General features: G+C 66.7%; 11 protein-coding genes and 1 tRNA gene. 8 read left to right on the top strand and 4 right to left on the bottom strand.

The window, feature by feature from the left end:
• Positions 1-6 precede the first annotated feature (6 nt).
• From gcvPB to J2X38_RS19625, 5 genes are all read left to right on the top strand, one after another.
• Positions 7-1,515 carry an aminomethyl-transferring glycine dehydrogenase subunit GcvPB gene (gcvPB, locus tag J2X38_RS19645; RefSeq protein ID WP_082639374.1) on the top strand — a complete coding sequence of 503 codons (1,509 nt, stop codon included), beginning with the start codon at positions 7-9 and terminating at the stop codon, positions 1,513-1,515.
• Positions 1,515-1,862 (top strand): hypothetical protein, encoded by a 348-nt coding sequence (locus tag J2X38_RS19640; protein WP_310256533.1) that lies wholly within the window; start codon positions 1,515-1,517, stop codon positions 1,860-1,862. Before gcvPB ends, J2X38_RS19640 begins: the two co-directional genes overlap by 1 nt.
• Positions 1,863-1,881: 19 nt before the next feature.
• Positions 1,882-2,331 carry an ABA4-like family protein gene (locus tag J2X38_RS19635; RefSeq protein ID WP_058536029.1) on the top strand — a complete coding sequence of 150 codons (450 nt, stop codon included), beginning with the start codon at positions 1,882-1,884 and terminating at the stop codon, positions 2,329-2,331.
• 14 nt (positions 2,332-2,345) lie between these two features.
• Positions 2,346-2,963: a DUF938 domain-containing protein gene (locus tag J2X38_RS19630; RefSeq protein WP_310256830.1), complete on the top strand. Its 618-nt coding sequence runs from the start codon at positions 2,346-2,348 to the stop codon at positions 2,961-2,963.
• Positions 2,964-3,064: 101 nt separating this feature from the next.
• A complete protein-coding gene (locus tag J2X38_RS19625) occupies positions 3,065-4,624 on the top strand; it encodes a fatty acid--CoA ligase (protein WP_310256529.1) in 1,560 nt (519 codons plus the stop codon).
• Between the two features lie 625 nt (positions 4,625-5,249).
• Here the strand turns inward: J2X38_RS19625 and J2X38_RS19620 are convergent.
• A complete protein-coding gene (locus tag J2X38_RS19620; RefSeq protein ID WP_310256527.1) occupies positions 5,250-5,873 on the bottom strand; it encodes a glutathione S-transferase in 624 nt (207 codons plus the stop codon).
• Positions 5,870-6,814, bottom strand: a complete 945-nt coding sequence (locus J2X38_RS19615; RefSeq protein ID WP_310256525.1) for a DMT family transporter — start codon at positions 6,812-6,814, stop codon at positions 5,870-5,872. The genes J2X38_RS19620 and J2X38_RS19615 overlap by 4 nt, the downstream gene beginning before the upstream one ends.
• Positions 6,815-6,906: 92 nt before the next feature.
• Here J2X38_RS19615 and J2X38_RS19610 point away from each other — a divergent pair.
• The 3 genes from J2X38_RS19610 to J2X38_RS19600 all read left to right on the top strand — a co-directional run bounded on the left by J2X38_RS19610 (position 6,907) and on the right by J2X38_RS19600 (position 7,910).
• A tRNA-Trp gene (locus J2X38_RS19610) sits at positions 6,907-6,982 on the top strand.
• Positions 6,983-7,070: 88 nt separating this feature from the next.
• Positions 7,071-7,391, top strand: coding sequence for a multidrug efflux SMR transporter (locus J2X38_RS19605; protein WP_058536035.1), 321 nt, complete (start codon positions 7,071-7,073; stop codon positions 7,389-7,391).
• Positions 7,392-7,574: 183 nt separating this feature from the next.
• Positions 7,575-7,910, top strand: a complete 336-nt coding sequence (locus J2X38_RS19600; RefSeq protein ID WP_310256828.1) for an NADH-quinone oxidoreductase subunit A — start codon at positions 7,575-7,577, stop codon at positions 7,908-7,910.
• Positions 7,911-7,937: 27 nt separating this feature from the next.
• Here the strand turns inward: J2X38_RS19600 and nagE are convergent, their stop codons facing one another.
• Positions 7,938-9,620, bottom strand: a complete 1,683-nt coding sequence (gene nagE / locus J2X38_RS19595) for an N-acetylglucosamine-specific PTS transporter subunit IIBC (protein WP_310256523.1) — start codon at positions 9,618-9,620, stop codon at positions 7,938-7,940.
• On the bottom strand, positions 9,617-12,106 hold the full coding sequence (gene ptsP / locus J2X38_RS19590; protein WP_310256520.1) for a phosphoenolpyruvate--protein phosphotransferase: 2,490 nt from the start codon (positions 12,104-12,106) through the stop codon (positions 9,617-9,619). The genes nagE and ptsP overlap by 4 nt, the downstream gene beginning before the upstream one ends.
• Positions 12,107-12,149 lie beyond the last annotated feature (43 nt).

Here is a 12,149-nt window from a genome sequence, read left to right as displayed (position 1 = left end):
CCCGAAATGAACGTCGCCGGCGGCGCCGACGATAGCACGACCTTTACCGGCAACCGCGCGCTGATGCTCGAGGAAGCGCTGATCTTCGAGATTGGCGGCAGCGAGACGACCGGGGTCGACTTCGACGAGGCCGCACCCGCCGCCGACCTTGGTGCGCTTGCGCGCACCGCGCCGATCGGCCTGCCGGGGCTCAGCGAATCCGAAACGGTGCGGCATTACACGCGCCTGTCGCGGCAGAATTACGCGATCGACCTCGGCCTCTTCCCGCTCGGCAGCTGCACGATGAAGCACAACCCGCGCCTCAACGAAAAGGTCGCGCGGATGCCCGGTTTCGCGGACGTTCATCCGCTGCAGCCGCAGGAAACGGTGCAGGGCGCCTATGCAGTGATCCACGAGCTCGCCGAATGGCTGATCACGCTCACCGGCATGCACAGCGTCGCGATGTCGCCCAAGGCGGGCGCGCATGGCGAACTGTGCGGCATCCTTTGCATCAAGGCGGCGCTCGAAGCGCGCGGCGAGGACCGCCGCGTGATCCTCGTCCCCGAAAGCGCGCACGGCACCAATCCGGCGACGGCGGCCTTCGCGGGCTTCACCGTCGAGGACATTCCGGCAACCGAGGCGGGCCGCGTCAACCTCGAAGCCTTGAAGGCGCGCCTTGGCCCCGATGTCGCTGGCGTGATGATCACCAACCCCAACACCTGCGGCCTGTTCGAGCGCGAGATGAAGGCGATCTCGGACGCGGTTCATGCCGTCGGCGGCTATGTCTATTGCGACGGCGCGAACTTCAACGCCATCGTCGGCCGCGTGCGCCCCGGCGACCTCGGCGTCGATGCGATGCACATCAACCTGCACAAGACCTTCTCGACCCCGCACGGCGGCGGCGGTCCCGGCTCGGGCCCGGTCGTGCTGTCGGCGGCGCTCGCACCCTTCGCGCCGCTGCCTTTCGTCACGAAGCACGGCGATGACTTCCGCCTGATCGAGGAGGAGAATGCGGGCGAGGATCATCCGCAGACCTTTGGCCGCATGACCGCTTTCCACGGCCAGATGGGCATGTTCACGCGCGCGCTGACCTATATCCTCAGCCACGGTGCCGACGGACTTAAGCAGGTCGCCGAGGACGCGGTGCTCAACGCCAACTATGTGCTGCGCAGCCTCGAAAGCGTGCTCGATGCGCCGTTCGCGGCGTCGGGTCCGTGCATGCACGAGGCGCTGTTCAGCGACAAGGGGCTCGCCGAAGGCTTCTCGACGCTCGACATCGCCAAGGGGCTGATCGACGAGGGTTACCATCCGATGACGGTCTATTTCCCGCTCGTCGTCCACGGCGCGATGCTCGTCGAGCCGACCGAGACCGAGAGCAAGGCGGCGCTCGACCAGTTCATCGGCGCGCTGCGCAGCATCGCGCTGCGTGCGAAGAACGGCGACCCCGCGCTCAAGACCGCGCCGCATTTCGCCCCGCGTGCGCGCCTTGACGAGACGCTCGCGGCGCGGAAGCCCATACTCGCCTGGGAGGGCTGATGACCGAACCCGCGTCCGGCCCCGAACGCCCCGAAACGCGCTCCGGCGCGGGGTGTTTGGCGGCCGGCGCGCTGTTCGCGATCGTCGCGATCCTCGGCTGGCTCATCGCGATCACCGCCTATGGCCTCGTCGTCGAGCAATGGGAGATGATCGAGGTCCGCCGCGAGTTCAGCTACGACTGGGCCTTTGTCTATGCGCCGCTGTTTGCGATCGGGCTGGGCGCGGCGGCGGCGTTCGCGGCGTCGCGCCGCGCTTCGGCGGCGCGAATGACCTTGCTGATCGTCGTTACGGGGGCCATTGCGCTGCTCGGCGGCGTCGTCCTGTTTGGGCTCGGCGGGCTGATCTGAACAGGCGAGGGGGCAAGACATGAGCTGGGACACGATTTTTCTGCTGGTGAATTACTGGGCGTTCGCGAGCTGGTTCGCGCTCGTTTTTCTGCCGCGCGGCCCGAAAACCCTCGCAGCAATTCTCTATGCCGGCGTGTTCCTCCTCTGCCTTGCCTATACGGTGATGATCGTGGGCTACCTGACCGGCGGCATCGACCCCGGCGGGCCAAGCAGTAACGATTTCACGACATTGGCCGGGGTGATGAAGCTGTTCGACAGCCCGGGCGGCGCGACGCTGGGGTGGACACACTATCTGGCCTTTGACCTGTTCACCGGCATGTGGATCGCGCGCGACGCCGACCAGAAGGGGTTCAGCCGCATCGTGCAATTTCCCTTCCTCTTCCTGACGCTGATGGTCGGTCCGGTCGGGCTGTTCGCCTGGCTGATCGCGCGCGAACGCCGCGCGCGGGCACAGGCAAAGGGCAAGTGACAGCGCAGCCGTGGATGCCGGGTGACGGCGATCCGGCCGACAAGCGCCACGCGCCCGCGACCTTGCGCAACCGCGACGCGATCGCCGCGGTTCTTGCCGATTGGCTGCCCGAAGCCGGCACGGTGCTGGAGGTCGCGAGCGGATCGGGCGAGCATGTCGTCCACTTCGCCGCCGCTTTTCCGCATATGGGCTGGCAGCCGAGCGATCCCGATCCCGCCGGTCTGACCTCGATCACGGCGTACCGCGCCGAAGCCGGTCTTGCGAACATCGCGCCGCCGCTCGCGCTCGATGCGTCGGCGCCCGAATGGCCCATCGACCGCGCCGGTGCGGTGCTCTGCATCAATATGGTCCACATCAGCCCGTGGGATGCGACGCTGGGCCTGTTCGCGGGCGCGGCGCGGCTGCTCGCCCCCGCTGCACCGCTGATCCTCTATGGCCCCTATGTCGAACCCGACGTGCCTACTGCGGAAAGCAATCTCGCCTTCGATGCCAGCCTGCGCAGCCGCAATCTCGCATGGGGCCTGCGCGATACCGACGCCGTCAAAGCCGCCGCCGCCGCTGCCGGTCTCGCCTTCGCCGAGCGCCGCGCGATGCCCGCGAACAACCTGATGCTGCTGTTCCGCCGCACCTGACGGACCTGACAGGATCGGCGATCGGCGCTTTACCTCGCGGGTACAGTCGCTAGCCTCCCCTCGATTGCGCGCAAAAGACGCGATTCGAGGAGAGAGAGCCGATGGGCCGCGACGTTTCGGAGCTGTTTACGTTCGACGAATTCCTGACCCATTGGGCCAGCGAGCGCCCCGACCGGGTGGCGCTGCGCGAAGAGGGGCGCGTCTATACCTATGCCGAACTCGACGATCGCACCGCGCGCGCAGCATCGGCTTTGATTGCGGCGGGGCTGAAGAAGGGCGACCGCATCGCGTGGATCGGCAAGAACAGCGATCTCTATTTCACGCTCTTCTATGGTGCGGCGCGCGCGGGCATTGTGATGGCGCCGATCGGCTGGCGCCTGTCGCCGGCCGAATGGGCTTTCATCGTCAATGACACGCAGGCAAAGATCGTGTTCGCGGGGCCGGGGTTCGATACGCTCGCCGAACAACTCGCGGGTAAGCTGCAGAACGATCCGGCGATCGTCGGCGCCGCCGATGCCTGGGCGATGATCGACGGCGCGACGCGCGTGCCCTTCGAACCCTCGGGCGCCAACGACGCGGTGCTTCAGCTTTATACCTCGGGCACCACCGGCAATCCCAAGGGGGCGGTGCTGTCGAACCACAACCTCTTCGCGCTCCGCAAACATTCCAGCACGCTCGACCTGCCCTATACCAAATGGGAGGATGACGAGGCGGTGCTGGTCGCGATGCCGTGCGCGCATATCGGCGGCACCGGGCTCGGGATCATGGCGCTCGCCTCGGGGCTCCCCGGCGTCATCCTCGCCGAATTCAACCCCGACGGGGTGTTCGACGCGGTCGAGCAGCATGGCGTCACGCGCTTCTTCATCGTCCCCGCCGCGCTCCAGATGCTGCTGATGCATCCGCGCTGCGCCAGCGTCGATTACAGCCGTCTCAAATATATTCTCTATGGCGCCGCGCCGATCCCGCTCGAACTGCTGCGCCAGTGCATCAAGGTCTTCGGCGCGCAGTTCATCCAGGCTTACGGCATGACCGAGACGACGGGCACCATCTCGATGCTGCCGCCCGAGGACCATGATCCCGAAGGCAATGCGCGCATGCGCTCGGCGGGCAAGGCGCTCCCCGGGGTCGAAATCGTCATCCTCGGACCCGACGGGCAACCCGTGCCGACGGGCGAGGTGGGCGAGGTCGTGACGCGCTCGTCGAACAATATGCTGGGTTACTGGAACCTGCCCGACGCGACCGCAAACACGATGACCGACGACGGCTGGATCCGCACCGGCGACGCGGGCTATCTCGACGCGGACGGCTATCTCTTCATCCACGACCGGATGAAAGACATGATCATCACGGGCGGCGAGAATGTCTATCCGGCGGAGGTCGAGAGCGCGATCTTTGGTCACCCCGCGGTGCAGGAGGTTGCGGTGATCGGCATTCCCGACGCAAAATGGGGCGAGACGGTGAAAGCGGTCGTCGTCGCCAAGCCCGGCACGACGGCCGACGAAGCCGACATCATCGCCTGGGCGCGCGAACGCATCGCCCCCTTCAAATGCCCGCGCAGCATCGACGTGATCGAGGCGCTGCCGAGGAACGCGAGCGGCAAGATTTTGCGCAAGGACCTGCGCGCGCCCTATTGGGAGGGTTATGCTCGGATGGTGAATTAAGTGTCCGGTTACGACCGCTAGCGGACCTTCTTCTCCCCTCCCGCTTGCGGGAGGGTTCGGGGGAGGGCCTGTGACGGTGCGATACCCTCCCCGCTGCGGCTAGCCAGCAAGCTGGCAAGCCTCGCTGCCCCTCCCGCAAGCGGGAGGGGTGATCAGCTCGCTACTGTATTGGCCGCTTCCCACCCCCAAACCGACATTGGACGATGCGGGAAAAATCGCTGTCCTACTTTGTCGCGCCATGCCAGCCTCGTGATCGCTCTTTGAAATCTAAAGCGACAAAGCCTGTCCTGAGGCCGCCGAAGGCCGGCGCTAAAGCCGCAAAGGACACAAAATCGTTGCGCCCATGCGGGGCTTTTGTGGCTTTAAGCGCCTGCCGGGTCCGGCAGCAGCTTGCACCCAAAGTCGGAAGGCTGTTCGCGCGTCCTATCGCTGAACCGATCGGGAAACCGACGCGGCATCCGGGGCCGTGAAAATGTGAAAGCCAACCTTCCCGCGGCGGCATAAATTCACCCCACATCCGGCCTTTCACGCGACCTACACCCCGAAAGGCCGATGCGTTTTCTCCGTTGGCGTTGCCATGCACGGGGGCACGGAGGGCTTCACCCTGTGGTGGAGCCCTTTTGCGTCAGGCTGCGGCTTTTTGCCGCGCGCGGGCGCTGCGGAAACCTTCGCGCGCCGTGCAGCGGGCCAGCCAAGCCTTTGTCGCATCGCCCAGCACATCGTCGGCGCCCAATGTCGTCGCGAGGAAGGCGGCGTAGCCGATCACGATGTCGGCGATGGTGAAACGCCCCGCGACGAGCCACTCGCGCCCGTCGTCCAGCGCAGCCTCGATGCTCTTGGCGCGGCCGCCGAAGAAGGCTTTGTAATCGTCGACCGCCTGTGCAAGCCGACGCTCCTCGGGCTCGACGCGCGTATAGCGGATCATGATCGCGAGTGGGAAGGTCAGGGTCGCGTCGCTGCGGTGCAGCCAGTTGCGCCACGCCCAATAATCGGCCTCGTCGCGGCGCACCTCGAGCGGCGTTCCCTCGGCGATCCGCTCGCAGATCGCCGCCGATTCGGTCATCAGCTGCCCGTCCTCGACCCAGCCGGGAATCGTCATCAGCGGATTGACCGCGCGATAGTCGGGTTCGAACGCGCGCGGCGGGAATTTGAGCAGCCTGAGGTCGACGTCGATCCCGGCTTCCTCGACCGCCCACAGGCAGCGCAAAGAGCGGGCGTCGGGGCAGTGATAGAGAATGGGAAGCGTCATGCGGCAACCTCCTTCGGGCGGTCGATATGGCGGCGATGTTCTCGCCAGGCGATGAACAGGCCCGACGCGATGATCAACGGCGCGCCGACCCACGTTGTGTCGGCGGGCAAAGTTCCGAAGAACCACCAGCCCGCGGCGATCGCCCACAGCAGGCTCGAATAATCCATCGGGATTACAACCGATACGGGCGCAAGGCGCAGCGCGCCGGTCAGCGACATCTGGACGACCGCGCCCAGAAAGCCGAGCCCGATCAGCAATAGCCATTCATGGCGGTCGTGCGGGGTGATGACGAAGGGCAGGGCGATGCCGAGTGGGATCATCGACAACAGGCTGAACCAGAAGACGATCGTCCCCGCATTTTCGGTGCGGCCGAGGTCGCGCACGGCAATGGTGATCAGCGCGGTCATAATCGCGCCTGTGAGCGCGACGATCGTGCCGAGGCCGTGCGTGCCGCCGAATCCGCCCGCGAAGCTCGAAATCGGATCGAGCACGACGAGGACGCCGATAAAGCCGACGATCACCGCGCTCCATCGCTGCCACCCCGTCGCCTCGCCGAGGATCAGCGCGGCGAAGATGACGGCAAAGATTGGCACCGACAGGCTGATCGTCGTCGCCTCGGCCATCGGCAGCAGGATCATCGCGCCGAAATTGCACGCCATGCCGGTCAGCCCCATCAACATCCGCCGCGCGTGCGCGCCGATCCGCTGCGTCTTGAGCGACGACAGCCCGCTCGTCGCCTGGACCCAGAGCAGCAGGAAAGGCAGAACGAGCGCCTGCCGCCAGAACAGGCTTTCGACGATATGGATGCCCGCGGCGTCGATATATTTCACGAGCACGAACATCAGCGACAGGCTGACCATCGCGAGCAGCCGCAGTCCGATTCCGCCCAGATAATTCTGCGGGGGCCCGTCGGGCGGGGCAGGGGACGGCGCGGCGCTCATGCGAAATTGCGCATATCAGCCCGGCCCGCCCGCGCAACCCGTGATCCCTCTTGCCCCGCCTCTCCAATCCGGCTAGTGGCGCACTCCGGCCTAGGGGTATAGCTCAGTTGGTAGAGCATCGGTCTCCAAAACCGAGGGTCGTAGGTTCGAGTCCTACTGCCCCTGCCAGGCCGCCAAAAAGAGGCCACGTCCTCGCCCGCGCGCTGCGCGGGCTTGCAAGTCCGGGACGGCCCGGCAGCCTTTGAAGGAGGCTGTCATGGCCTGGATATATTTGACGATTGCCGGAATTTTCGAAATCATATGGGCCTATTCGATGAAGCAGTCGGAGGGCTTCACGCGCCCCGGCGCGACCGCCATTACGCTCGTCGCGATGATAATAAGCTTCGCCCTGCTGTCGCTGTCGATGAAATCGCTGCCGCTGGGGACCGCCTATACGATCTGGACCGGGATCGGCGCGGTCGGCGCCTTTCTGGTCGGTATCTTCGTGCTTGGCGAACAGGCGAATGCGATGCGGATTACCGCCGCGCTGCTGATCGTCAGCGGATTGGTGATGATGAAGCTGTCCGCGCCCGCCTGATCGGAACGCCATAACCAGCGAGGCCACGTCCTCCCCGGCGCGTTCCGCAAATGCGCCGGCATCAGGTCCGGGACGGCCCGGCGACTTCCAAGGGAGGCCGCCGTGCTGTCCAAATCCGTGTCTGGCGTGAATGTGGGATCGTCATCCGCGCTGTTGATCGAATATCTTCCGATCCTGATTTTTATGGGCGTCGCGCTGTCGCTGTCGCTTCTGTTCGTCTTCCTGCCGATGGCGGTGTCGCGCTTCACTGGAACCCACGCCCCGGACAGCGAAAAACTTTCGGAATATGAATGCGGCTTTCCGGCCTTCGAGGCGCCGCGCAAGCCGTTCGACGTCCGCTTCTATCTTGTCGCGATCCTGTTCATCATTTTCGACCTCGAGGCCGCCTTCCTCTTTCCCTGGGCGGTGGTCGTCGACGACCTCGGCTGGGAAGCGTGGGGCGCGATGATGGTCTTTTTGGGCATTTTGACGATCGGGTTCATCTACGAATGGAAAAAGGGCGCGCTCGACTGGGATTAGCCAGGACGGGAAGGCGCCCGCCCTGTGTCATAGCAGGATGTGACAGATGTCGGGTCGCGGGCGGACGATGCCGTGCGTGATCCGGGCGAGCGCGCCTTCGTCGACGCGCCCCGCATCGGCGAGTTCGACCCGGAAGCGGCCGTGAAGCGCGTGGACAGTGCGGACATTGGCATCGCCGCCGAGCGCGCCGACGATTTCCGCGGGGAGCCCCGAGGCGTCGGTGCCGCCCGCCACTACCGGGGTCAGCGTCGCCGCCGCCGCGGCGCCGCTCCACGCCAGGGCGCCGCGGATTTCCTCGGCGACCAGGTCGGCGATCGGCCCGAGCACCACCTGTGCGGCCTTTTCGGACGGACGGATGATACCGCGCGCGCCGAGTGAGGTTAGCGCGTCGTCGTCGATCGCTTGGCTGTCGGCGACGATCAGGCGCAGGCGCGTGGTACAGGCATCGACGCTGACCAGATTGGCCGCGCCGCCGAGCGCCGCGACAAATGCTCCGCCGCGCGCACCGCCCGCCGATTGGGTCGCGGTTTCGGCGACGACGCCCTTTTCGCGCCCCGGCGTCGCGAGGTCGAAACGGCGGATGAAGAAGCGGAACAGGCCGTAATAGAGCGCGGCGTAGGCCGCCCCCACGGGCAGCAGCATCCATGGCCGCGTCGCGAGACTGAAGTTCAGCACATAGTCGAACAGCCCGGCCGAAAAGCCGAAACCGAGCTTGACGTCGAGCGCGTTCATCAGCGCCATCGAGGCGCCTGTCAGCAGCGCGTGGATCGCGTAGAGCAGGGGCGCGACGAACATGAAGGTGAACTCGATCGGCTCGGTGACGCCGGTCAGGAAGCTGGTGAAGGCGAGACTGAAGAGCATGCCGCCGACCGCCTTGCGCCGTTCGGGCCGCGCTTCGTGATACATGGCGAGGCACGCGGCGGGCAGGCCGAACATCATCACCGGGAAAAAGCCCGACATGAACGCGCCCGCATTGGGGTCGCCCGCGAAGAAGCGGCGAAGATCGCCCGTCGCGCCCCCGAAATCGCCGACGAGGAACCAGGCGGCGTTATTGATGATGTGGTGCAGCCCGGTGACGATGAGCAGCCGGTTGAGCGCGCCATAGACGAAGAGACCGGCGCTGCCGCTTTCGACCACGGTGCGGCTCGCGGTATCGATCGCGCCGCTGATATGCGCATAGCCATAGCCGATGACGGCGGCGAGCAGCAGCCCCGCGACCCCGCTGGCGATCGGGACAAAGCGCCGGCCGCCGAAGAAGGCGAGATATTCGGGGAGCGCGATCGTTGCGAAGCGGTTGTAGAAATTGCCGCCGATGAGGCCGGACAATATGCCTATCGGCACCTCGAGCTTGTCGATCTGGGTCAGCGCCCAATTTTTCGCGGCGAGCGCCGCCGCCGCCTCGGGCAGTCCCGCGCCAATATCGGGCGGTGCGGTGAGGAAGGTCTGCGCGCCAGTGGTGGTGACGAGATAGCAGACGACGCCCGCGAGCGCCGCGGCGCCATTGCCGTCGCGCGCAAAGCCGACCGCGACGCCGATCGCAAAGAGGATGCCGAGATTTTCGAAAATCGCGGCGCCCGCTGCCGAGATGAAGGCGATGTCGAGCAGGTCGGGCTGCCCGATACGCAGCAGCAGGCCCGCAATCGGCAGCACCGCGATCGGCAGCATCAGCGCGCGGCCGAGCGGCTGGAGCGTTTCGAGAATTTTCCTCATCGCCGTGTCTCCTCGAATGCGCGGGCGAGCGCGCGAACCTCGGCCGCCGACTTGCATTGCAGCGCGAGTTCGGCATGCGCGCGTGCTTCGATCAGGGTCAGTCCGCGCACGATCTGCTTCGCCTCGGCGACGAAGCCGGGGACGGCCGAGAGTTCGGTGGCGCCGAGCCCGACCAGGATCGGCAGCGCCGCGGGATCCGACGCGAGCCCGCCGCACACCCCAACCCAGCGCCCGCGCGCGGTGGCGAGGCGGCAGGTTTCGCCGATCATGCGCAGCACCGCGGGGTGCATCGCGTCGACACCGGCGGCGACCGCCGGATTGCCGCGATCCATCGCGAGCACATATTGGGTCAGGTCATTGGTGCCGATCGACAGGAAATCGGCCTCGGCGGCAAGCAGGTCGGCGGTCATCGCCGCCGCGGGGGTTTCGACCATCACGCCGACCTCGACCGGCGCCGCGATCCCCATTTCGCCGCGGAGCCGCTCGACGAGTGCGCGGACTTGCCGCAGCTCATCGAGGTTCGCGACCATCGGAATCATGATCTTGCACTGGCCGACGGGCTCGACGCGCAGGATAGCGCGGAGCTGCGTTTCGAGCAGCGCCGGATGCGCGAGCGCGACGCGGATACCGCGCTGGCCGAGCGCCGGATTTTCCTCGGCATCGATCGGAATATAGGCGGCGGGCTTGTCGCCGCCGATGTCGAGCAGGCGAATGATGACGGGCTTGCCCGCAAGCGCGTCGGCGATGCCTTGATAGGCAGCGTGCTGCTCATCCTCCGACGGCGCGGTATCGCGGTCGAGGAAGAGGAACTCGCTGCGGACGAGCCCCGATCCCTCGGCGCCCTGTGCGGCGGCAAGTATGGCGTCTTCGACCGTGCCGATATTGGCGAAGATTTCGATGCGCGTGCCGTCGGCGGTCTGGCAAGCGTCCTTCGCTGCCGCCTGCGCGGCCTCGCGCCGCGCATCGCGTTTCGCGAGGCGCGCTGCGAAGGCTTCGGCGTCGGCGGGCGAGGGCGCGACCGTGAGGTGGCCCATCTCGGCGTCGAGCAACAGGCGCGCGCCGTCGTCGACCGCGTCGAGCGCGTCGCCCATCGCGACGAGCGCTGGAAGGCCCATGCCCGCGCACAGGATGGCGACATGCGAGGTCGGGCCGCCGCGCGTGAGGCAGATGCCGGCGGGTTTCGCCGCTGCGAGCGCCACAAGCTGCGACGGCAGCAAATCTTCGGCAACCACGATCACCCCGGCCAGAATGGCATTGCCGTCGAGCGGGATGCCTGTCAGCGTCGACAGCAATTGACGCTCAATATCGATCAGGTCGTCGATGCGTTCGATCAGATGCGCATTGCCCGTCGCGCGGATCGCATCGACCTGGTCGTGGATCGCGCCGCGCCACGCAAAGCCCGCGCTTCGTCCCTCGGCGATGCGTTTCTCCGCCCCCGCAAGCAGTTCGGGATCGTCGATCAGCGCCAGATGCGCGTGCATGACCGCCGCGACGCTGCCGTCGGCACTCTCGGCGCGCGCCGCGATCCGGCCGCGAACGTCGCTCCGTGCCGCAAGCAGCGCAGCGCGCTCCTCGACCGGACCCGAACCATCGCGCGCGACCGCAATCTCGGCCTGCCGCAACCGCGCCGCCGGACCCATCGCGAGCCCGGGCGAGGCGATCACGCCCCCGATCTGTCCCGCGCGCAGCACCTGCTCGTTGATCGCCGCGACCGATGTCGCTGGCGGCACACTTTCGCCCATATCGGTCGCAAGCAGCGCCACGACGGCGGCGAGCGCCGCCTCGGCATCGTCGCCGCGCGCCTGCACCACAACCTCGTCGCCAAAGCCTGTGCCGAGCGCGAGCAGCGCCACGGTGCTGCGCGCATCGCCGCGCTTGTCGCCGTTCAGCAGATGCACGTCGGCCTCGAACCGCCGTGCCGTCTCGCCGATCCGCGCGGCGGGGCGCGCGTGGATGCCGTGCGGCAGCGACAGCGTTACCGCCTGTTCGACCACCGTGCCGTCGTCCGATCGGCGGCGCGCCTCGGCCTGTACCGGCACGAGCGTCATCAATGCTTCGCACGCGCCGATCGCGCAATCGACGGAGCGGCGGCTGATCGCAAAAGCCTCGGCATTGGTGACGATCACCGGGGTGATCAGGCTGGTGGCGGCGAGCGCGACCGCGTCGAGATCGAAGCGGATCAGCGGGTCGCCGCGCGACACCTTGTCGCCGACCCTGACGAGCGGGGTGAAGCCTTCGCCTTTCAGCATCACCGTATCGAGCCCGATATGGATCAGTATCTCGGCGCCCTCGGCGCTGCGCAGCGAAATCGCGTGGCCCGCGTCGTGAAGCGTCACCACCTCGCCGTCGAACGGCGCGACGACGGTATCGCCGAGCGGCTGGATCGCGACGCCGTCGCCCATCATGCGCTGGGCAAAAACGGGGTCGGGAACGCTGTCCAGCGTCGTCGCCCATCCTCTGAGCGGAGAGGTGATGATCAAGCTCATCGGCTTATTCCCCAAAACTTTCGCCGCTTGTTGTTGTGCGGCT

Source organism: Sphingopyxis sp. BE235, from assembly GCF_031457175.1.
In the GTDB taxonomy this organism is placed as follows: domain Bacteria; phylum Pseudomonadota; class Alphaproteobacteria; order Sphingomonadales; family Sphingomonadaceae; genus Sphingopyxis.
Note: the sequence above shows the minus strand (reverse complement) of the source record. Positions and strands in the feature narration are given on the sequence as shown.